At 69.7% G+C, this 20510-nt stretch carries 19 protein-coding genes and 2 pseudogenes; 10 read left to right on the top strand and 11 right to left on the bottom strand.

Translation table 11 applies throughout. The annotated features are described in order from the left end of the window. Positions 1-11: 11 nt before the first annotated feature. Together NVV57_07010 and NVV57_07005 are read right to left on the bottom strand one after the other, a co-directional pair. A pseudogene (locus tag NVV57_07010) lies at positions 12-1290 on the bottom strand (geranylgeranyl reductase family protein). Between the two features lie 74 nt (positions 1291-1364). Continuing rightward, on the bottom strand, positions 1365-2024 hold the full coding sequence (locus tag NVV57_07005; GenBank protein MCR6712447.1) for a helix-turn-helix domain-containing protein: 660 nt from the start codon (positions 2022-2024) through the stop codon (positions 1365-1367). A gap of 117 nt (positions 2025-2141) precedes the next feature. On the opposite strand from NVV57_07005, the pseudogene NVV57_07000 reads away from it, so the two are divergent. From NVV57_07000 to NVV57_06990, 3 genes and pseudogenes are all read left to right on the top strand, one after another. Then, positions 2142-4087 (top strand): annotated as a pseudogene (locus tag NVV57_07000) (FAD-dependent monooxygenase). 9 nt (positions 4088-4096) lie between these two features. Continuing rightward, the gene (locus NVV57_06995; GenBank protein MCR6712446.1) at positions 4097-5347 is read left to right on the top strand and encodes an FAD-binding protein; all 1251 of its coding nucleotides are present in this window, start codon (positions 4097-4099) and stop codon (positions 5345-5347) included. 4 nt (positions 5348-5351) lie between these two features. After that, the gene (locus NVV57_06990; protein ID MCR6712445.1) at positions 5352-6614 is read left to right on the top strand and encodes an isochorismate synthase; all 1263 of its coding nucleotides are present in this window, start codon (positions 5352-5354) and stop codon (positions 6612-6614) included. Positions 6615-6626: 12 nt separating this feature from the next. Here NVV57_06990 and NVV57_06985 read toward each other — a convergent pair whose 3' ends face one another. The 6 genes from NVV57_06985 to NVV57_06960 all read right to left on the bottom strand — a co-directional run bounded on the left by NVV57_06985 (position 6627) and on the right by NVV57_06960 (position 12697). Continuing rightward, entirely contained in the window at positions 6627-7748 is a 1122-nt protein-coding gene (locus NVV57_06985) for a hypothetical protein (GenBank protein ID MCR6712444.1), read from the bottom strand. Continuing rightward, positions 7745-8281 carry a sigma-70 family RNA polymerase sigma factor gene (locus tag NVV57_06980; GenBank protein ID MCR6712443.1) on the bottom strand — a complete coding sequence of 179 codons (537 nt, stop codon included), beginning with the start codon at positions 8279-8281 and terminating at the stop codon, positions 7745-7747. Before NVV57_06980 ends, NVV57_06985 begins: the two co-directional genes overlap by 4 nt. A 60-nt stretch (positions 8282-8341) precedes the next feature. Beyond that, complete coding sequence (menD, locus tag NVV57_06975) at positions 8342-9991, bottom strand: 2-succinyl-5-enolpyruvyl-6-hydroxy-3-cyclohexene-1-carboxylic-acid synthase (GenBank protein ID MCR6712442.1); 1650 nt, start codon at positions 9989-9991, stop codon at positions 8342-8344. Further along, positions 9988-10809 (bottom strand): o-succinylbenzoate synthase, encoded by an 822-nt coding sequence (locus NVV57_06970; GenBank protein MCR6712441.1) that lies wholly within the window; start codon positions 10807-10809, stop codon positions 9988-9990. The genes menD and NVV57_06970 overlap by 4 nt, the downstream gene beginning before the upstream one ends. A 92-nt stretch (positions 10810-10901) precedes the next feature. After that, entirely contained in the window at positions 10902-12164 is a 1263-nt protein-coding gene (locus tag NVV57_06965) for a hypothetical protein (protein ID MCR6712440.1), read from the bottom strand. Further along, on the bottom strand, positions 12161-12697 hold the full coding sequence (locus NVV57_06960; protein ID MCR6712439.1) for a sigma-70 family RNA polymerase sigma factor: 537 nt from the start codon (positions 12695-12697) through the stop codon (positions 12161-12163). Before NVV57_06960 ends, NVV57_06965 begins: the two co-directional genes overlap by 4 nt. Before the next feature lie 68 nt (positions 12698-12765). Between NVV57_06960 and NVV57_06955 the strand changes: the two genes are divergently transcribed. After that, positions 12766-13695: a 1,4-dihydroxy-2-naphthoyl-CoA synthase gene (locus tag NVV57_06955; protein ID MCR6712438.1), complete on the top strand. Its 930-nt coding sequence runs from the start codon at positions 12766-12768 to the stop codon at positions 13693-13695. Positions 13696-13878: 183 nt separating this feature from the next. Here NVV57_06955 and NVV57_06950 read toward each other — a convergent pair whose 3' ends face one another. Then, on the bottom strand, positions 13879-14967 hold the full coding sequence (locus tag NVV57_06950; GenBank protein ID MCR6712437.1) for a DUF3048 domain-containing protein: 1089 nt from the start codon (positions 14965-14967) through the stop codon (positions 13879-13881). A 35-nt stretch (positions 14968-15002) separates the two neighbouring features. Between NVV57_06950 and NVV57_06945 the strand changes: the two genes are divergently transcribed. From NVV57_06945 to NVV57_06925, 5 genes are read left to right on the top strand one after another with little or no spacing between them, the layout of a single operon-like run. Beyond that, on the top strand, positions 15003-15617 hold the full coding sequence (locus tag NVV57_06945; GenBank protein MCR6712436.1) for an AMP-binding protein: 615 nt from the start codon (positions 15003-15005) through the stop codon (positions 15615-15617). Continuing rightward, positions 15544-16026, top strand: coding sequence for a hypothetical protein (locus tag NVV57_06940; GenBank protein ID MCR6712435.1), 483 nt, complete (start codon positions 15544-15546; stop codon positions 16024-16026). The genes NVV57_06945 and NVV57_06940 overlap by 74 nt, the downstream gene beginning before the upstream one ends. A 3-nt stretch (positions 16027-16029) precedes the next feature. Beyond that, on the top strand, positions 16030-16899 hold the full coding sequence (locus tag NVV57_06935) for a 1,4-dihydroxy-2-naphthoate polyprenyltransferase (GenBank protein ID MCR6712434.1): 870 nt from the start codon (positions 16030-16032) through the stop codon (positions 16897-16899). A gap of 56 nt (positions 16900-16955) precedes the next feature. Next, the gene (locus NVV57_06930) at positions 16956-17330 is read left to right on the top strand and encodes a PadR family transcriptional regulator (protein ID MCR6712433.1); all 375 of its coding nucleotides are present in this window, start codon (positions 16956-16958) and stop codon (positions 17328-17330) included. After that, positions 17327-18700: a permease prefix domain 1-containing protein gene (locus tag NVV57_06925; GenBank protein ID MCR6712432.1), complete on the top strand. Its 1374-nt coding sequence runs from the start codon at positions 17327-17329 to the stop codon at positions 18698-18700. The genes NVV57_06930 and NVV57_06925 overlap by 4 nt, the downstream gene beginning before the upstream one ends. Here the strand turns inward: NVV57_06925 and NVV57_06920 are convergent. Further along, positions 18668-18964, bottom strand: a complete 297-nt coding sequence (locus NVV57_06920) for a DUF4229 domain-containing protein (protein MCR6712431.1) — start codon at positions 18962-18964, stop codon at positions 18668-18670. The two genes, NVV57_06925 and NVV57_06920, sit on opposite strands and share 33 nt — an antisense overlap. 49 nt (positions 18965-19013) lie before the next feature. On the opposite strand from NVV57_06920, the gene NVV57_06915 reads away from it, so the two are divergent. Continuing rightward, the gene (locus tag NVV57_06915; GenBank protein ID MCR6712430.1) at positions 19014-19286 is read left to right on the top strand and encodes a PLDc N-terminal domain-containing protein; all 273 of its coding nucleotides are present in this window, start codon (positions 19014-19016) and stop codon (positions 19284-19286) included. A 92-nt stretch (positions 19287-19378) separates the two neighbouring features. On the opposite strand, the gene NVV57_06910 is transcribed toward NVV57_06915, so the two are convergent. Next, positions 19379-20509, bottom strand: coding sequence for a glycosyltransferase family 4 protein (locus NVV57_06910; GenBank protein MCR6712429.1), 1131 nt, complete (start codon positions 20507-20509; stop codon positions 19379-19381). Position 20510: the final 1 nt, after the last annotated feature.

Genomic DNA, 20510 nt, shown 5'->3' with positions numbered 1-20510 from the left:
GTGGCGCGCCTTTAAGCCGCCGGGGCGATCTTCGTCATCAGGGCCAGCATCCGGTCTGACCATGACCCACCGCGGGGCTCATAAACGTCTGCCAGCAGTCTAGAGACAAAATCCATGATGAGCGGACGCGGAAGCCCGTACCGGGTGCATGCCTCCATGACGCTCGGGTGTTCAACGAGAGAGGCGAACACGCGGCCAAGCGAGTAGTAGCCGCCGAGGTCGTCCTTCATCATTCGGGCGTAGCCCTGAAGTGCCGCCTCGCGGCCCGACGCTGTGGTCGCCTCGCGCGCTCCGACCGCCGCCTCCGTGGCCCGGCGGGCGGCCTGCATCGCGTACGCGATTCCCTCGCCGTTGAACGGGTTGACCATGCCGCCGGAGTCGCCGATGAGCATCATGCCTGGCATGTAGTGGGGCTGGCGGTTGAAGGCCATGGGGATCGCGGCGCCCTTGACCTCGCCCACCTGCTCGCCGAACTCCCAGTCCTCTGCGGACGTGGCAAGCCACTCCCTGAGCATCGCCCTGTGGTCCAGCTTCGAGGGCGTGCCTTTGGCGCTGAGTGTGCCCAAGCCCACATTCGCGGTGCCGTCGCCAAGGGGGAAAATCCACCCATATCCGGGCAGCAGCTTGTCCTTGCCCTGGGAACGGTCGCGGATGGTGAGGTGCCCCTCCATCCACTCCTCGTCGTGACGAGCGGTCTGAAAGTAGGTCCGCACGGCGACGCCCATGGGGCGATTCTTCTTGCGCTCGATCCCCAAGCCGAGCGCCATCCGCGCGCTGACCCCGTCGGCCGCGATCACCAGGGGGCGCGAAACTCAACGGACTCGCCCGACTTGCGCCCGGCGTCGTCCACCTCGCGAGCGGTGACCCCCACCACCCTGCCGACCTCGCGCAGGGGTGCGTCGACGTGCCAGGCCTCCCGAACGTCGGCCCCTGCGGCGCGGGCGTGCTCGGCGAGGCGGTGATCGAAGGCCGCTCGCGGGAGGCTCAGGCCGTAGTCCGGGAAGGACTCGAGCTCGTGCCATGGGAACTCGAGGCGGTGGCCGCCGCCGATCATGCGCAGGCCGCGGTTGGGGATCCAGCCCTCCTCGCGCGGGGTCGGCAGGCCGATCAGCTGGAGCTCGCGCACCGCGCGGGGGTGAGGCCGTCGCCGCAGACCTTCTCGCGGGGGAAGCGGGACTTCTCGAGGGCGATGACGTCGAAGCCCTCGGTCGCGAGGTAGCGCGCGGCGGAGGCGCCTCCTGGACCCGCGCCGACGACGATGACATCGGCCTCGGTCTTCACGCCATCCAGGGTAATCGCGCTCGACCGGGACCTTGTACGCGGGGCGCGCGCCTAGGTTCGCCCCGGAGGAGGGATCTCCCCGCTCAGTGCACCGCCGCGGCTATGCGGGCGGCCGCGGCGGCGAGCCGATCGGCCACGGCCTCCTTGTCGATCGGTCTTCTGAGGTAGACGACCGCGACCGCTGCCGGGCGCCCGCCGGGCAACCGCAGGGGCACGGCGACCGACGACAGCCCGGCGAACACCTCGTCGTGGCTGTGCTCGAAGCGGGCGGGCGGAAACTGCGCGGGGTCCAGCTGCGAGCGGATGACCCGGCCCGGTGCACCGGCGTCGATGCTGTGGCGGCTGCCAGGGCGCTGCGCCACGGTCGAATCCGCACGGCGCGGCTCGGCGCTCGTCAGCGTGACCGCGGCCTCTCCGTCGAAGGTGACGAGGAACGCGGTCATGTCCAGGTCGTCGGCGACGGCGCCGAGTTCCGGCGAGGCTGCCGACTGCAGGTCGCGAGAGGCGCCGCGCGCCACCGCGACGAGTCGTGCCCCGATGGTCAGGTCTCCGGACGCGAGACGCTCCACGAAGCCGTGGGACTCGAGCGTCTTGACGAGGCGGTACGCCATGGACCGGTGCACGCCGAGGCGCTCGGCGAGTTCTCCCACCGTCAGGGGACGCTCGGACTCGCCGATCATGGCGAGCGCGCTCAGGCCGCGCGCCAGGGTCTGGGAGCCGGTTTCCACGCGTTCGGTCGCCATCGAGGTCTCCTTGCGGTAGTTGGTGCTTTCGCCTATTCTTGTTCGATAGTTGCACTTTTGTCTCAACTATAGAGACAATACTACCTCGGCATCGGCGCCGAGCGGGGAGATTCAACGATGCAGATTCACTTCCGCGGCTACGAGTCAGGTGACCCTCGGATCCGGCCCGCCAAGGGGTACGGCATTGACCGTCCGCGAGAGCTGCCCGACGAGATGGACGTGCTCATCGTGGGCACGGGGCGGCCGCGACCGTGGTGACCGCCCAACTCTCGCGCTTCCCGTCTATCAACGCTCGGGCGATCGAGCGACGCGCGGGCAGGCTCGAGGTGGGCCAGGCCGACGGCATTCAGGCGCGCTCGGTCGAGACCTTTCAGGCGTTCGGCTTCGCGAACGAGGTGATCGAAGAGGCGTACCGCAACGTCGAGATGTGCTGGTGGAAGCCCTCACCGGAGGACCCTTCGAAGATCGTCAGGGTGTCCCGCGCGCCGGACGACGCCACGGGCCTGAGCGAGTTTCCCCACATCTACGTCAATCAGTCGCGGATCCTCGACTACTTCCTGAGGGATGCCGAGCGAGCGCCCGGGCGAATCGTGCCGGACTACGGCATCGAGTTCGTCGATTGCACCATCGACCCTGACGCCGAGTTCGCGGTCACCGCGCGAGTCCGGTACACCGCGGGCCCCCGCGAAGGCGAGGAGCGCACGGTTCGCGCCAAGTACCTCGTTGGCGGAGATGGCGCCCGCAGCGCCGTGCGCACCGCGCTCGGTCACAGCCTGCACGGAGAGGCCTCCCTGCACGCGTGGGGCGTCATGGACGTCATGGCGAACACGGACTTCCCCGACTTCCAGGTCAAGTGCTCCATCCAGTCCCGCGACGCGGGCAACATCCTGCTGATCCCGCGCGAGGGCGGCAATCTGTCTCGCATGTACGTGGACCTGGGCGAGGTGGACGAGCAGGACGGCGGGGCCGTGCGGGCGACTCCCATCGAGGCGATGATCGACCGGGCCAATCGCATCCTCTCGCCCTACACGCTCGATGTGCGGGCGGTCACCTGGTGGTCGGTCTACGAGGTTGCACACCGGATCGCCGACGGCTTCGACGACGTTCCCCCGGAACTCGCGGGCGTGCGCGCGCCTCACGCCTTCATCATGGGCGACGCATGCCATACGCACTCCGCGAAGGCCGGCCAGGGAATGAACGTGTCAATTCAGGACGGGTTCAACCTCGGTTGGAAGCTCGCTGCGGTCCTCGAGAGGCGAGCCCCGGAATCGCTCCTCGCGACCTATGCGGCCGAGCGCAAGGTGATCGCCCAGAACCTCATCGACTTCGACAAGGAGTGGGCGGAGATGCTCGCCCGCCCGGTTGACTCCTGGGAGGACCCGGGGGAGCTCGAGCGCTACTACGTGGCCACGATGGAGTTCCCCGCGGGCTTCATGACGCAATACTCGACCTCGCAGATCACCCTCGGCGCCGAGCACCAGGACCTCGCGACCGACTACCCCGTTGGCAAGCGGTTCAAGTCGGCCGAGGTCATCCAGCGAGCGGACAACCGCTGGCAGCACCTCGGTCACTTTCACGAGGCCGACGGCCGCTGGCGCGTCTACGTGTCCGCCGACTCCTCGGCGCCTGCGGTGTCCGGGACGCCCGTCGCGGACTTCGCCGAGTGGTGGGCCAACGATCCCGCCTCGCCGCGCGTCCGCTTCACCCCTGGCGATGGCGACGATGATGCCGTGTTCGACACCAAGGTCATCTACCAGCAGGAATACACCGATTTGGACCCCTCCGACGTCCCTGCGGCCTTCAGGCCGGTCAAGGTGCCGTTCGGTCTCAGGGACAACAACCAGATCTTCGCGAGCGGCCATGGGCGCGACATCCACCGGGATCGGAGCATCAGCCGAGAGGGCGCGATCGTCGTGGTGCGCCCCGACATGTACGTGGCCGGGGTGCTTCCTCTCAATGCGCGTTCGGAGCTCACCGAGTTCTTCGCGGCGCACATGCTCGAGCCCGAGCACCGCACGGCGCGCGCGCCGATCATCGCACCCTTCACCCACGCTCCCGCCTAGGCTCGTGCCATGCCCGACGCTGGCGCCACCTGGGCGGGAACCCACACCTTCGGCGCGGCGCGCCTCGTGGTCGCTCGCTCGCTCGATGAGGTGGCCGACGTGGTCGCGGGCACCACAGGCCCCATCCGCGCTCTCGGGACCAGGCACTCCTTCCACGACCTAGCGGACACGGCCGGGACGCTCGTGACGCTCGTCGAGGTGCCGCCGGACCCCGAGCTCGACGAGGCCGCGCACACCGTCACCGTGAGCGCCGGCACGCGCTACGGGGTGCTCGCGGAGTGGCTTGAGGAGCGCGGCTGGGCCCTGCACAACTTGGGTTCGCTCCCCCACATCTCCGTTGCGGGTGCAACTCAGACGGGAACGCACGGGTCGGGGGTGGGCAACGGCAACCTGTCCACGGCTGTGGTGGGGCTCGAGTACCTCGACGCGAGCGGATCCATCGTGTCCGTTCACCGCGGCGAACTCGACCTCCACGCCCTCGCCGTGGGGCTCGGCGCGTTCGGGATCATCACGCGGATCACCCTCGCCATCCAGCCCACCTACGAGGTGCAACAGGACGTTCACACCGGCATTTCGTGGTCCGCGCTGCTCGACGAGCCGGACACCATCCTCGCCGCCGCGTACTCAGTCTCCGTCTTCACCCGGTGGGGAGAGCCGACGCTCGAGCAGGTATGGGTGAAGCGGCGGGTCGAGCGGGACCCGGCCCCGGCGTCGGGCTGGATGGGCGGCGCACGACTGGACGTGCCAACCCAGCTCGTGGGTGGCGACCCCAACGATCTCACCGAGCAGGGGACGCCGGGCCCGTGGCTGCACCGCCTGCCCCACTTCCGCCTCGACGGGACGCCAAGCAACGGCGACGAGATCCAGACCGAGTACTTCGTGGCGCGCGAGGACGCGGCCGAGGCCCTGACGGCGGTGCGCGCCCTCGCCTCGCGCATTGACCCGCTGCTCATGATCACCGAGCTGCGCACCGTCGCGGCCGACGGGCTGTGGCTCAGCGGCGCCTACGGACGGGACACGCTCGCGATCCACTTCACGTGGCGCAATCTGCCGGGCCCGGTGGCGGAGGTGCTGCCTGACATCGAGCGCGCGCTCGAGCCGTTCGCGCCGCGGCCGCACTGGGGCAAGTGGCACGCCTTCGATGCCGGGCGCATCGCGGCGGCATACCCGCGGCTCGCGGACGCGCGCGCAGTCTTCGCCGAGCGCGACCCCAAGGGAAGGTTCGCGAACGATCACCTGCACCGGCTCGCCGTACGCTAGCCCGGTGACCGTCCACGCGCCCACCCCCGGCCCACTCACGGTGCGCACCATCGCGATCGATGACCCCGGGCCGCTGCTCGAGGTGCTTCCCGAGGCCGGAATCTCCTGGGTGCGCCGCGACGAGGGGATGGTCGCGTGGGGGGAGATCGCGCGCATCGACGTTTCCGGGCCCGCGCGCCTAGATGACGCGGCCGCATGGTGGCGTCGCCTCGTGCGGCACGCCGCGATCCGCGACGAGGTGCGCGCCCGCGGCACTGGGCTGCTCGCGTTCGGCTCGTTCTCGTTCGCAGACGACTCGCCGGCCGGCGGGGCGCTCGTGGTGCCACGGTTCGTCGTCGGCACCCACGAGGGGGCGCATTGGTTCACGGTCATCAGCGAGGATTCGGCGGAGGAACTCCCAAGCCTGGCCGACGCTCGGGTCATGTATGCGCAGCCCGCGCCCCTTGGCGAGGTAACGGTTGACGCCGGGGACGAGGGGGCCTGGCGCGCTTCGGTGAGCGCGGCCGTGGCACGGATTCAGCAGGGGGAGCTCGAGAAGGTGGTGCTCGCGCGGGCGGTGGGGGCGCGATCGTCTCGCCCCGTTGACGTGCGCACGCTGCTCGCTCCCCTGGCCGCCGAGTACCCGACGTGCTGGGCGTTCCACGTGGACGGCCTCGTTGGCGCCACTCCCGAACTGCTGGTCCGCGTGGACCACGGGCTGGTCGCCTCACGCGTGCTCGCCGGGACCATTCGCATGACCGGCGACGACATGGGCGATCTTGCACGCGCGGGAGCGCTTGCCCGGTCGTCGAAGGATCGCGAGGAGCACGAGTACGCGGTGCGCTCCGTGACCCAGGTGCTGGCAGAGCACTGCGGGTCCGTCAACGTTCCGGACGAGCCGTCCGTGCTGCACCTCCCCAACGTCATGCACCTCGCTACGGACGTGACGGGCGTGCTCTCGCACAACGTGTCCGCGCTGGAACTGGTGCGCGAGCTGCACCCGTCCGCCGCGGTGTGCGGCACGCCCACGCTGGCAGCCGCCCGGGTGATCGACGAGCTCGAGGGACTTGATCGCGGCCGCTACGCGGGCCCGGTCGGTTGGATCGACGCGGCCGGGGACGGCGAGTGGTGCATCGGGCTCAGGTCGGCGGAGATCTCGCCTTCCGACCCCCGCTCGCTTCGCCTGTTTGCCGGGTGCGGCATCGTGGCGGCCTCCGACCCCGCAGACGAGTGGGCCGAGTCCGAGGCCAAGCTCGAACCCATGCGCCGGGCGCTCGGCCTCAGCTAACCTCGCTACACGCTACGGAGAGTCCTGGCCAAGGATCGTGACCGCGGAGACAGTCGTCCCGGCGCCGAGCTGGACGCCCTTGATGGCCGTGAACTCGCCCGTCGCCGGCGACCAGAGCCCCAGCGCGTGCCCATAGGACGAGGCGGCGCCCCACGGATCGGAGCCCGTGTACACCAACAGTTGGTCGCCAACCTGCGCAACACCACCGGCCGGGCCGCCGCCTATCTCGACCGTGGCCCCGCCTGCATCGACAAGGATCTGACCGCCCTCCGTGGTGGACGAGTTCAGGTACAGCTTGCCGTCCACGATCCACGGGGCGACAAGCTGACCCAGTCCCAAGGCTTGCGCAGCCCTGGCGCCCGTTGCCGGGTTCCACGTGACGAGGTAGCGGTCAGCGACGTTCGCACTGCACACCGCCACCACGGCGGCGCCAAATCGCTCACCCGCCGCCACGCACTCCGTGTATTTGTCGAGCGTGACCGTTTCCCCGGTGACCGGATCAACGAGCAGTGCGGGCCCGGTGGCCGGCTCGAGGCACCACGGCGTTACATTGAGTCGCTCAACGGTGGATTCGCACGGGTCCAGCTCCACCGTCGCCCCGGTCCTTAAGTCCACAACGGCGACGTGCGGGACCACGTACGCAGTTGGGTGCGAGAGGCGGAACACCGCGAGATCCTGCTCTGTGTCGACGGCCAGGAGCTCCACATCGGGCCAAGCCTCGACCGTGGCGCCGAGCGCCGACCGCACCAGGGCCTCGGAGAGCTTCACCACCACGTCCCCTTGCGCACTCACGACGTACACGCCCCGTGGCCCCAGGCCGGCGATGTTGGCCGGCTCCTGATCCTGGACCGTGAGCACCACATCGTCTGGGCCGAGGTTCGCCAGCGGTGCCAAGAGCGCGGGGCCGCTCGTGCTCGTAGCGGGCTCTGCCTCGCGCCCGATCGCCGCGTACACCACAGCGAGGACAATCGCCACGCACGCAATAGCGCCGACGGCCCCCACGGCTGAGCGCACACGTCGCCTCCGCGTGACCTGGCTCTGCAACTCGCGCACCCCATCCGACGGAGGGCGCGCCCCCTCCCACTCGGCCGCGTAGCCCATTGCCCGCCCGCGCAGTTCAGTCTGAAGGCTCACCGCGCCCTCCTTCCCGTCGGCGTCACCACGGAGACCTCGTCCGCCACTCCCTCGAAGTCCTCGCCGTATGACGTCGCGAGGATCGCCTGCGCATCGTGCAGATACCTCTTGACTGTCCCCTCCGCCACGCCCATTGCCGAGGAGATCTGCGGCACGGTGAGGTCGTCATAGAAGCGCAGCACAATGACCACCCTCAGCTGCGGGCTCAAGGAAGCGAGCGCGCGATCCAAGTCGACGTTCCCCTCGGACGTAACCACAGCGTCGGGCCTGCCAACGAGAGCCGGCGCCGCGTCGCGAAACCGCTGTTCGCGTCGCGTCCGGTCAATGAAGACGGAGACTATTGCGCGGCGCACATAGGCGTCCGCCTGGTTGACGTGCGCGAAGCCGCGGCCGCGCGAGAACGACTTGACGATCGCGTCGTGCACCACGTCTTCGGCGCTAGTGAGGTCGCCGGTGAGCAGCGCCGCGAAACCCACGAGCGCGCCGCGGCGCGTCCGGATCAGCTCGTCGAGCACCGCTGGCCACGTCGCCACACCCACTCCCCTCACCTTTGACGACCAACGACCGCGACACGCGAAAACGTTGTGCCAGCGCTAGGCCAGCACCGCCTCCACCACCTCGACCCCGCGCGGCGCCCGTCTCAAGGCAAGCCCCAACTCGGCAACGGACGTCACGAGCGAGTACCCCGCGCCATACGCCGCGCACAGCGGGCCCAGGGCCACGCCGTGCGGCGTGAGAAACACCCGCTCCATGTGCTCGGCCGGCGCCGCGGAGTGCTCGAGGCCCCCGAAGATGGTCCCTCCGCCGTCATTGACGACCACGATGCGCACGTCTGGCCGCGCCTCGAGCGGGCCAACGAGCAGCCCACCAACGTCGTGCAGGAACGTCACATCCCCCATGAGGGCCTCCACGGGCCGTCGCGAGCCCAGTGCCACGCCCACCGCGGTCGAGACCGTGCCGTCGATCCCCGACAGCCCCCTGTTTGCGAGCAGCTGCGGCGCGCGGCCAACCGGCCACGCGGGAGCGACGCGGTCGATCGCGCGAATGGGCCCCGACGAGCCCACCACGGCGAGGCTCTCCGCGTCGAGCGCCGCGAGCCACGTCTCCGCGACCGCCTTCGCGTTCCAGCCTTCGGTCACCGGTATGTCCGACGCCACCTCCAGCCACGCGTCGAGCCACGCCGAGTCTGGGGTTGCGTCCGGGCGGTCGAGCCAGGCGCGCGGCACGCGCGGCAGCACCTGAGTCGCGTGGAGCGGCGCCTCGCGCCAGCGCGCGCCGTGCGCGGCCACGTAGAGCTTGGGCGCTTCCGCGATCAGCGCCTGCACCCCACGCGTCAGGGTGGGGCGACCGATCACCACCACGAGTTCCGTCTCGGCGGCGAGTTCGCGCCCCTCCGGCGTGCCCAATGCGTGCACGTAGCCCGCAACGCACGACGCGCCCGCGCGCGCTCCCGAGGTTGGCTCCGCGAGCAGCGGCCAGCCGTGCGCCTCGGCCACGATCCGCGCGGCGTCACCAGCCCCGTCGCCCGCGACCACCACTCCGCGCGCCACTGCGGGCAGCGGCTCGCCGAGCACGTCCGCCGGGTGGCCAACGTAGATGGGCCCGGAGAACACGGGCTCCACGCGCGCGGTCTCGGGCCAGGCTCCGCCGTCGGGTCCCAGGGGCTCGCGGAACTCGACGTTGAGATGCACCGGCCCTGGGGCGGCGCGCGCCTCGTCGCTCGACGCGTCGCCGGTCGCGGTTGCCGCGGCCCGCGCGGCGAGGCGGGTGGCCCGCCCCTCGGGCTCGGAGTCGGCGGGGGCGGCGATGTCCGCGGACCAGCGCACGAACGTGCCGAAGATCCCCACCTGGTCCGTGGTCTGATTCGCGCCGACGCCGCGCAGCTCGCGCGGCCGGTCCGCCGTGATGAGGATGAGCGGCACGCCGCCGTGATGCGCCTCCATCACCGCGGGCATGAGGTTGCCCACGGCCGTGCCGGACGTGGTCACCACGGCCACCGGCCGCGGGGTTCCTACGGCCGCGAGACCCCTCGCGATGCCAAGTGCCAGGAACGATGCCGATCGCTCGTCGATCCGCACGTGCAGACTCACCTTGGGTGCGCCCTCGCTGCCCGACGCCGCCTGGACGAGCGCGTGCGCCACCGGTCCACTCCGGGAGCCTGGGCACAAGACGAAGTCCTCGACGCCGTGGACCGCGAGCGCGGCGATCAACTCGCGCGCGAAGGACGCGGCGGGAGTGGTCACACGATCACCTCGAGTTCCCTGGCGCGGAGCACGCCATCTCTAGGAACCAACGTCTTGGTGACCGTGTCCGTCGCAAGCAGAAGCCCGGTTCCGAGCCCGCACGCGTAGGGAAGCTCCGGGAGCGCTCGCGCAAGGGCTATTCCTGCGGCCAATCCCACGGAGGACTCGAGCGCACTCGAGACGACAACCGGCAGCCCGGCCCTCTCCGCGATCTCGAGGCACGCGCGCACCCCGCCGAGCGGCGCGACCTTGAGCACGATGATGTCCGCCGCATCGGCGGCCACGACCGCGTCGGCGTCGCCGGGAAGCCGCACGGACTCGTCGGCGGCGATGGGCGTGTCCACGCGGCGCCTCAGCGCCGCAAGATCGGCCACCGTGGCGCAGGGCTGCTCCGCGTATTCGAGGCCCTCGATTCCGCCCCGGCGCACGGCGAGCTCAAGCTCGGTGAGGGCGCGCACGGCGTCGTCGACGTCCCACGCGCCGTTGGCGTCGACCCGCACCTTCCCGCCGGGACCGAGCGCCCCCGCGACGGCCTCCACCCGCGCGGCGTCCTGGAGCGTCGACCCGTAGCCGCCCACCTTGACCTTCGCGGTGCGGCACCCGGAGGCGATCGTCATCTCCGCGGCCTGGGCCGCCGGCACCTCGGGAATGATCACGTTGACCGGAACCTCGTCACGGACGGGATCGGGCCACTCGCCCCGTGCCGCCTCCATAGCGGCCGCCCACCAGCGGGAGGCCCTTCGCGGGGTGTAGTCCGCGAAAGGCGAGTATTCCCCCCAGTGGTCAACGCCGTCGGGCCCCTTGGTGTGGAGGAGCACGCCGGAGCGTTCGGTGACCCCCGGAACCGCGTGGTGAGGTCGACGCGGAAGGGGCGGAAGTCCATGCCCCTAAACTACGCGGCGCGCGAGGCTCAGCCCAACGAGTTCGGGGAGGGAGCAGGGGCGACGTCGACGACGCCGGCGCCTTCAGGGACGTCCTCTGGAATGGAGTTGATGGCGATAACCCGGGTCGCCTGATCCATATTGACGGAGAAGTACAGGTTGCCGCCCGCGAGATACCAGGTATAGAGCCTGTCGCGGCAGGCCGTGGCCGGCGCCCCGTTGAGCACCAGCGGCAACACGTAGGGGTCCTGGACCACGCCAACGCCAACCGAGCCGTCGGATAGCGTGCCAAATGCCGTTCCCGCTCCGCAGAGCTTGGTGATGCTCGGCTGGCCCGCAACGCCGGGCAAAGAAGTGAGCCACACCGGGTTGGTTCCATCGTCGAGGTTGAAGCCGTCGCCCACGTTGCAACCGGAACCGACCTGGTGCTGGCGGGGACGCACCAAGATGACGCAGCTGGACGGGTCAATCCCAAGGGCGGTGTTTCCAACCTGGGCGTCGTGGTCACTCCACTGCACCTCGGCGATGCCGGAGAACGGATACTTCGCATCCCACAGAGCAACCTGTTCAGCTTCGGTGAGGTTCCGTCGGACGCTGCCGTCCTCCGTGAAGAACTCCTCGCCGCACCCGTTGTGCACCGCGAACCCGCGATCTACAGGTGTCGCCCAGCGCTCCGCGTTTGGAGGCGGCGCGCCGTCGAGACACTCGGACGTGAAGACGTCCTGACCATCGTCGAGCGACACCGCCCCGAGGTTCGCATCTGTTGGAGTGGATGTCGCTCCCGAGATGACCAGCGCCTTCCGGGTGACTGGGTCCCACGCCAAGATCTGCGGCGCGACGGTGCCCTTGACGGTCGCCGCGGTCCACGAGCGGCCGTCTGGCGCGGTCAGCAGCAGCGGGTAGTCGAGCGCGAAGGAGTTCTTCCACGCCGCGTTGACCGGCGCCCACACGGCCATCGCCCATCGGTTGTCGACCTCGTCCCACGCGCGCCTCGGCACTGGAGCAGCGGGCATCTCACCCACGTCGTACGTGGACATGTCCGACGCATCGACCACGGTCGCTTGCACCGTCGGGTGCTCCGCGGGCGGGGTGGGACGAACCGTGTCGAGGAACGACGCTGCGACCACCGCCGCGCCACCTACGACCACCAGGGCCGCCACGGTCACGCCTGCGGACCGCGTGGCCCGGCGCCTGCGCACCGCCCGGAACACCCGTTCCTTCGCGCCCGCCAGGTCCTGCGCCGCTGTTACCGATCGCTCGGCGCTCAGCATCCGTTCGCGAAGCTCGGTCATGGCGCTACCTCCTTCACCACTACATCCGCGAAGTCGTCAGCGGAATCCTCCGTGCCCAGTGCGGCCGCGAGCGCTCGAACGCCGTCGTACACGTTCCGCTTCACGGTGCCCTCCGCTATCCCGAGCGCCGTCGCGATCTCGACAACCGACTGGTCCGCGAGGTACCGCAACACCACGCACGCCCTCACCCGGGGCGCCAACTGAGCCAGCGCGGCGGCGAGGGCGGGATCCGGCTGAACCGTGGCGTCAGGCCCAAGCACGGCCTCAAGGGGAGCGGCGGCGCGTTCCCTGCGCAAGCGTCGGGCCCGGGAACGCGAGGCGTCAACGAAGCGAGACGCGATCGCCCGCCGCACATAGCTTTCGGCGGCGGTCACGCTCTCGAAGCGGGCGCGCCGGGTGAACGTCGCAATGAGCGCGTCCTGCACCAGCTCCTCGGCGTCGTGCCGGTTGCGCGTGAGCAGCGAAGCGTAGCCGACGAGCGCGCCGTAGCGCCGCTCCATCAGCTCGTCCGCAATCGCCTGCCAGGCAGCCATCGCCCCTCCTTCGCCTATTGAACGGCACTGGCCGGGTTTGGGGTTGGTACGCGCACTAGGCTCGCCACATGAGTTCCGTTCCGGCCCAAGTCAGCGACCTCATGGACGCCTCGCAGTGGCGCTCGATCGAGGGATTTCCCGACGGCGACATCACATATCACCGCTGGGTCGCCCGATCCGGGGATGGCGAGAGCGACCTGCCCGCCGTGCGCATCGCGTTCAACCGGCCCGAGGTGCGCAACGCCTTCCGGCCGCAGACCGTGGACGAGCTGTACCGCGCGCTCGACCACGCGCGCCAGACGGTTGATGTTGCCGCGGTCATCATCACCGGCAACGGCCCGGCGGCCGACGGCGTCCACGCCTTCTGCTCTGGAGGCGACCAGCGGATACGGGGCCGGGACGGGTATCTGTATGACGGGACCGCAGCCGACGCCCCCGCGCACGGCGGGCGCCTCCACATCCTCGAGGTGCAGCGCCTGATGCGCACCTCGCCCAAGGTGACCATCGCGGCGGTCAACGGCTGGGCCGCCGGCGGCGGGCACTCGCTGCACGTGGTCGCGGACCTTTCCCTGGCGAGCCGGGAGCACGCGCGGTTCAAGCAGACCGACGCCAACGTCGGGTCCTTCGATGCGGGCTATGGGTCCGCGCTGCTGGCGCGCCAGGTGGGCGACAAGCGCGCCCGCGAGATCTTCTTCCTGGCGCGCGAGTACTCCGCCGAGGACGCCGAGCGCTGGGGCGCCGTCAACGAGGCCGTTCCCCACGCGGAACTGGAGGCGCGGGCGCTCGAGTACGCGAGGCTCATCGCCACCAAGTCGCCGCAGGCGATCCGCATGCTGAAGTTCGCGTTCAACCTGGCAGACGACGGGTTGGCCGGCCAGCAGGTGTTCGCGGGCGAGGCGACGCGGCTCGCCTACATGACCGAAGAGGCGCAAGAGGGACGCGACGCGTTCCTCGAGCGCAGGGACCCGGACTGGACCAAGTTCCCCTACGCGTTCTGAACCGTTGCGCGTGACGGGGCCATGGCGTCGGGCCGGTGGGTGCCGCCTGGTGCTTGGCGGGCCCTAGCGCGTCCCCATCCCGCCCCAAATGGGCTCCTAGGGTCACGAAATCGCGATTTCGCGACCTTCAGGACCCATTCCAGGTGCGGTAGGTGCGGTCGGGACCCGACCCCGCGACCAGACCTAGCTGATCGTCACCTTGGTGGTGAACTCGCCGTTGGTCGGCACCAGCTCCCACCACGACTGCCCTGGAGCGAGCGCCACGGCATCACCACTGCCATCCAGCACCACGAACGGCTTGAACTGGCTCGCTTTTGACCACGTGATGGGGATGTACTTGCCTCCGGTGAAGACGAAGCCCTTGCCCTTCTTGCCGTTGACGAGCGTCTCCGGCACGGACTTGCCGTTCGGGACGTGACCGGTCATGCGGGTGGTGACGTAGAGCAGCACGATGTTCGTCGCCGTGAGCTGCTTGCCCGCCGCCGTCTTGTGCGCCACGCTGCCTTCGTAGCGCTTGTACAGCGAGGTCTTCGCGTCCCAGTCCCAGTGCGGGTGCGAGAACGGCGAGAAGAGGATGTCGACCTTCGACATCTCCTTGCCGTTGAGAGAGGCCGACGCTCCCGTCTCCGGGTACGCGAACGCCCACTGGGTCGCGGGGGCCACGGCGCCCTTCGACTGCTTCTTGAAGTCCGCGAGGTACCCGTGCAGATTGTGCGGCGGCGCCTTGTCGGTGGTGCGGAAGAACCCGTAGGAGCCAACGTCTTGCGCGATCAGGGTGGTCCCAGAGTTGCGCGCTTGCGTGATGAAGCGCATCTGGGCGCCGGAGAACACGAGCGGCCCGCCGAACTGCCCCATGATGTTCTTGTCCATGGGCCGCATGGAACGGATGGGGCCCACCTCCTTGGGGTAATCGCTCTGGTAGACGGCGATCAGGCGGCTGATTCCGTACTCGACGTTCTCCTCGAACACGACGTCCGCGAACTCGAGGTTGGTCTGCGGCCGGGCCTGCTCCGTGTTCTCGATCTTCACGGAGATCGCCGGCTGCTTGAGCACGGTCTCCGACGCCTGAGTCGCGTCGAGCCCCGTAAGCGGGAAGGTCACGGCCGGCCTCGGGTCCGGCGGCGGCGTGGGCGCGGCCTGGCGCTCCACCGGCGGCGCGGACGCCTGGACGGTCGTGTTCGGCTGCACGATGTCGGCCGGCGCGCACGCCGCGAGAGCAAGCGCGGACGCCACCGAAAGTGCCACCAGCCCTGAGGACCTCACCCTGATCATGTCGCGCAGTCTACGTCGCGGCCTACGCTTGCCCCATGCAGCACGCCCGCCTCGTCGACGATCCGCGGCGGGCGCTCCTGGCGGCTCTTTCCGGTGACGCGGCCGGGATTGCGGTCGCCACGTCCGGCTCCACCGGCGCCCCCCGCGAGGTCCTCATAGGGTCCGACGCTGTTCTCGCCTCCGCTCGCGCCACCACCTCGCGCTTGGGCGGGCCGGGCGCGTGGCTTCTCGCGATTCCGGCGGAGCGGATCGGCGGGGCTCTAGTCGTTGCGCGGGCCCACCTGGATGGCACCACGCTCCACGAACTGCCGACCGGGCCGTTCACGGCGGAGGCGTTCTCGGCCGCGGCCGCGTCGATGCCACCCGGGCGGCGCTTCACGTCGCTAGTCCCCACCCAGGTGGTGCGGTTGTCGAGATCGGCGGAGGGGCGCGCCGCGCTTGCATCCTTCGACGCCGTGCTCGTGGGCGGCGCGCCCTTGCCGCCGCTGGGCCTGGACGCGAACCTGATCTCCACCTACGGCGCCACGGAGACGTGCGGCGGGTGCGTCTACGACGGCGTTCCCCCTCGACGGCGTCATGGTCGATACCAGCGGCGATGGCATTGTGCGGATCGGCGGCGCGACTCTCGCGGAGGGCTACGCCGACGGTGACAACGTCGCCTTCGTGAAGCGGAACGGCCGCCGCTGGTTCACCACCCCGGACGTCGGCGAGTGGGACGGCGAACGCCTGACCATCGCAGGTCGCGCGGACGACGTCATCATCACCGGCGGCCTCAAGGCGCACCCCGCGCGCGTCGAGCGCGCGCTCGAATCCCTCCCCTACATCGACGCGGCCGCGGTCGCCGGCGTCCCCGACCCCGAGTGGGGGACGAGGGTCGTCGCCTGGGTGACCACGCCGTCGGGCCTGCCGGAACTGGAGGCAGTACGAGGGGAGCTGGCAACCCAACTGGAGCCGCACGAGCTCCCCCGCGAGGTGAGGCGGGTAGGCGAACTGCCGCGCACCGAGGGTGGCAAGATTGACCGACGCGCGATGCGAGCGCTTGCGCGCGGTGAGGAGTAGCTGGTGGCGACTTCCCTTGACGACTGGGTGGCCGGCGCGCGCCCGCGGACCCTGTGGACGGCGATCACCCCCGTGTTCGTTGGCTCGGCGGCGGCGAACGCGGTCGGCGACTCCGACTGGCTGCTGGCGATGCTCGCTCTCGGGGTGGGGCTGGCGCTGCAGGTGGGCGTGAACTTCGCGAACGACTACTCGGACGGCGTGCGCGGCACGGACGTTGACCGCATCGGCCCCGACCGGCTGGTGGCGACGGGCAAGGCGACGCCGTCCGCCGTGAAGGCCGCGGCGTTCGGGTGCTTTGGCGTGGCGGCGCTGCTTGGGCTCGCGCTCGTCGCGCTCAGCGGGTACTGGTGGCTGCTGGCCGTGGGGCTGGTGGCGATCGTGGCCGCGTGGTTCTACACGGGAAGCGGCCGGCCGTACGGCTACGCGGGCTGGGGCGAGGTGAGCGTCTTCATCTTCTTTGGCCCGGTCGCGACGCTCGGCACCATGTACACCCAGGCGGGGACCGTGACGTGGTGGGCGGTGCTCGGGTCGGTTGCCCTTGGCCTCTACGCGGTGGCGATGCTGCTGGTGAACAACATCAGGGATATTGAGACTGACGCCGCAGCGGGCAAGCGCACGCTCGCCGTGCGCGTTGGCGACTACCGGGCGCGGCAGTTCTACTCAGCCGCGGTGACGCTGCCGCTGCTGATCTCCGTGCTGATCGCGTTCGAGCAGCCCTGGGTGCTGCTCACGCTCCTGCTGGCCCTTCCCGCGCTGCTGCTGGTGCTCGGGATGCGGCTGCGCGTTGGCGCCGCGCTGGGCCCGCTGTTCCTGGGCACCACCGTGGTCGGTTTCCTCTACGGAATGCTGCTGGCGACGGGAATCGCACTCTAGTTCGTTGACTTACCTAGCACTGCTATGCATACTGCCTCTAGGGATAGGAGGCGTGCATGGACATCCCCAAGGACCTCGTGGCGGCAAGCGCCGCTCCTCTAGTGCTCAGCATCCTGAGCGAGGGCGCGAGCTACGGGTACGCCATCCTCAAGCGGGTCACGGAACTCTCTGACGGGCAGCTCGAGTGGAGCGAGGGGCTGCTCTATCCGCTCCTCCACCGCCTCGAGCGGCAGGGCCATGTCCACGCCTTCTGGGCGCACTCGGACTCCGGCCGCAAGCGCAAGTACTACGAGGTCACCGACGAAGGCAGGGCCGCCCTCGCGCAGCATCAGGCCCAGTGGCGTGCCGTGGTCGCAACCCTCGAGACCACATGGGTGCAGTCGCGAAAGACCGTGCCGATCGGCTCGAACAGACGGGCCGTGACGGCATGAGCGACGCAACAGAGCCACAGGTCGCGCTTGAGGCGCAGATCCAACTGTGGCGCGAGCACATGGCGAGGCGAGCCGGCGTCACCGCCGTCGAGGTGGACGAGCTAGAGGATCACCTGCGCGCCGAGGTTGATGAGCTCGCGGGTGCTGGGCTCAGTGACGATGAGGCCTTCCTTGTCGCGGTCAAGAGGCTCGGCAGCCAGCACGAGATAGCCCGCGAGTTCGCGCGCGAGAACTCGCAGCGCCTGTGGAAGCAACTCGTTCTCGACGATGACGCGAAGCGGCCGCGGGAGGCGGGCGACCGCGGCGGCTGGGTGCCGGTGGTGATCTTCGCGCTGATCGCCGCACTGGTGGTCAAGGTTCCCGCGCTATTCGGGCTGACCTTCGACGACAACCCTGAGTTCTACCTCCGCAATGTGTCGCTGCTGGGCCTCGTGACCGTCGCCGCCTACCTGCTGTGGCGCCGCCGCGCGACGCTGAACTACGTCCTCGCCACCGCCGCCGGCTTCGCCGTCATTGCGGTGGCGGCCAACGTGTACCCGCTCGACATCAACGGCGACGCCCTCCCCATGACCGCGCTGCACGTGCCCATCGCGGTGTGGGTGATCATCGGCCTCGCGTACGCGACCGCGCGCTGGCGAAGCACAGAGGGTCGCATGGACTACGTGCGGTTCACGGGAGAGTTCCTCATCTACCTGGTGCTCATCCAGGCCGCAAGCTACGTGCTGCTTCTCCTCATCGGGGTGGTCCCCACCCTCGTCGGCATCGACACGGAGCAGTTCCTCATCCAGTGGGTGGTTCCATGCGGCGCCGCGGCGGCCGTCATCGTCGCCGCCTGGCTCGTCGAGGCCAAGCAGGCGATCGTCGAGAACATGGCGCCCGTGCTCGCTCGAATCTTCACGCCGCTGTTCACGCTGGCCTTCCTCGGGCTGCTCGCGGTCGTGCTGTTCTCCGGCGAGATCGGCGAACTCAATAGGGAGCTCCTCATCGCGACCGACGGCATCCTCGTCGTCGCGGTCGGGCTCATCCTCTACAACCTCACCGCACGCGGGGCAGACACGCGATTCGGCTGGTTCGACTGGATCCAGCTCACGCTCGTCGGCTCGGCTTTCGCGCTCGATGCAATCGCGTTCGTGAACATCGCGATCCGCATCACGGATGGCTGGACCTTCAACAGGGCGGTCGTCCTCGGCGCGAATGTGATCCTGCTGGTAAACCTGGTGGTGAGCGCGTGGCTGCTCGTGCGCCTCCAGCGCGGCCGTGCGGGAGCCGTGCGCTCGCTCGAGACCTGGCAGACGGCGCTCCTGCCCGTCTATGGGGCGTGGGCGCTCGTTGTCGTGCTAGTCCTGCCGCCGGTCTTCGGGCTTACCTGAGCCAGCGTCGGGCAGTGCGCCGATCTCGGCGTCCTCCTCGGCGTCCGCCTCGCGAATGCCCTTCTCCGACCGCGTCATCCACCCGTCCATCTGCGCGGCGGCGTCGCGTCGCAGCCCCGGAAGCACCAGGTAGCTCACGAGCCAGCCGAGGATGAACGCCGCGATCAGCGAGATCAGGTCCTGCCACTTGACCACCCACCACAGGAAGGCCGCGATGGCGAGGAAGATGCCGAGCCGCGCGGCCCAGTAGGCGAGAACTCTCATGGGTCAAGCGTAGGCGTGGCCGCGGCACCAACAGAACTACAGTTGGGCCATGAAGTACCTCGTCCTCCTCGTGCTCTACGTCGCGCTCGTCTCGTACTGCGTGACGGATGTCGCGAACCGCACCGAGCGCGAGCCGTTCGGTCTCCACAAGGCGCTGTGGGTGGTCTTCATCGTGGTGGTGCCGTTCGTGGGCGGGATCTTCTGGTTGGTCGCCCGGCGTCGGGAGGGCCGACGCTATGGCGGCTCCGCGCCGACCGCGCCCGATGATGACCCCGAGTACCTGCGGTGGCTGAGGGATCAGCAGCGGCGGAAGGGCGAGTAGCGCCGGCGTCTCGATGGAGTGTGGGTTCCGGCTTTGGACCAACGCGGCGCCCCAGTGGACGGGGAGTTCCTCGGCGTCATGAACGCCGTGCTTCACTCCACCCCGTAGAGCTCCCGCACGATCCGCTCGCCAACGACCTCAAGATCGAACTGCTTCACGTCCTCCTGCTGCTCACGATGCAGTTCCTCGCGCAGCGCCCCATCGCCCACGAGCCGCGTCAGCAGCGCCGCGAAGGCCGCGGTGTCCGTCGCATCGACGGACACCTCCGGCCGCGAACCGATCACCGACAGGTACCCCGGGTTCGCCCCGGCGACCACCACTCCCGCACCCGACGCCATCGCCTCCACGAGCACGATCCCAAAACTCTCCCCGCCGGTTGACGGGAACACCGCGATGTCGGCGTCCGCGAAGAACTGCGGCTTGTCCTCCTCGGAGACAAACCCGGCGAAGCTCACCACCTCGCCGAGCCCATGCCGCGCCACCGCGTCCTGCGCCTCCTCGAGGAGCGGTCCGCGCCCGCCGATCCGCACGTCCAACCGGTCCAGCGTGTCGCGGTCGAGCAGCGCGAGCGCGTCGATCAGCTCGAGCACGCCCTTGCGCTCCACGAGCCGCCCAAGGAACGCCAAGACAAGCCTGTCGCCTGCCCTGCGCGGCGGCCGGGTGGTCTTCACCGCACCCTTGAGGGCGGCCGTGTCGATGGCCAGCGGGATGAGCAGCGGCTCGATGTGGAAGGCCTCGCGCGCGAACTCAAGCGAACCCGGCGACACGGCGTGAATCGCGTCGAACTTGCGGAGGTTCTTCCGAAGCGCGATCCCCAGCGCGCGGGTCCCCAGCGCAGCCACCCGGCCCGTGGGCATGATCAGGAACGTTCCGGCGATCCGCACGGAGCGCGCGCGCAGCTTCCGCGCCTCGTCCACCACGCGGCCGGCAAGCACGGGCGAGTGCGGCGTCTGCACGTGGATCACGTCGAAGTCCTCGGCGATCAGCAGCTCGCGGACCCGCTTCCTGGAAGCCGGTAGCGGGGTCTGGAGTCCGTTGCCGTTGAAGCGCACAGAGACGTTCTTCGCAATCGCATGCACCCGGGGGTCGGAAGACTCAGACACCGAGCAGATGATGTGCACCTCGTGCCCAACCCGCTCCAAGTAGGCCCCGAGCGCGCGCACCCACTGTTGGACGCCGTCGGGCCTATCGATGCTGTCATCGAGGACGAGCGCTACTTTCAAA

Source organism: Demequina sp. (genome assembly GCA_024707205.1).
Lineage (GTDB): Bacteria > Actinomycetota > Actinomycetes > Actinomycetales > Demequinaceae > Demequina.
This window is presented reverse-complemented; position numbering and strand designations above follow the sequence as displayed.

What these genes read in the sequence shown, in the direction of transcription:
- NVV57_07005 (MCR6712447.1), bottom strand. Translation starts at nt 2,024, where the DNA reads ATGGCGACCGAACGCGTGGAAACCGGCTCCCAGACCCTGGCGCGCGGC.
- NVV57_06995 (MCR6712446.1), top strand. Translation starts at nt 4,097, where the DNA reads ATGCCCGACGCTGGCGCCACCTGGGCGGGAACCCACACCTTCGGCGCG.
- NVV57_06965 (MCR6712440.1), bottom strand. Translation starts at nt 12,164, where the DNA reads ATGACCGAGCTTCGCGAACGGATGCTGAGCGCCGAGCGATCGGTAACA.
- NVV57_06960 (MCR6712439.1), bottom strand. Translation starts at nt 12,697, where the DNA reads ATGGCTGCCTGGCAGGCGATTGCGGACGAGCTGATGGAGCGGCGCTAC.
- NVV57_06955 (MCR6712438.1), top strand. Translation starts at nt 12,766, where the DNA reads ATGAGTTCCGTTCCGGCCCAAGTCAGCGACCTCATGGACGCCTCGCAG.
- NVV57_06950 (MCR6712437.1), bottom strand. Translation starts at nt 14,967, where the DNA reads ATGATCAGGGTGAGGTCCTCAGGGCTGGTGGCACTTTCGGTGGCGTCC.
- NVV57_06945 (MCR6712436.1), top strand. Translation starts at nt 15,003, where the DNA reads ATGCAGCACGCCCGCCTCGTCGACGATCCGCGGCGGGCGCTCCTGGCG.
- NVV57_06940 (MCR6712435.1), top strand. Translation starts at nt 15,544, where the DNA reads ATGGTCGATACCAGCGGCGATGGCATTGTGCGGATCGGCGGCGCGACT.
- NVV57_06930 (MCR6712433.1), top strand. Translation starts at nt 16,956, where the DNA reads ATGGACATCCCCAAGGACCTCGTGGCGGCAAGCGCCGCTCCTCTAGTG.
- NVV57_06925 (MCR6712432.1), top strand. Translation starts at nt 17,327, where the DNA reads ATGAGCGACGCAACAGAGCCACAGGTCGCGCTTGAGGCGCAGATCCAA.
- NVV57_06920 (MCR6712431.1), bottom strand. Translation starts at nt 18,964, where the DNA reads ATGAGAGTTCTCGCCTACTGGGCCGCGCGGCTCGGCATCTTCCTCGCC.
- NVV57_06915 (MCR6712430.1), top strand. Translation starts at nt 19,014, where the DNA reads ATGAAGTACCTCGTCCTCCTCGTGCTCTACGTCGCGCTCGTCTCGTAC.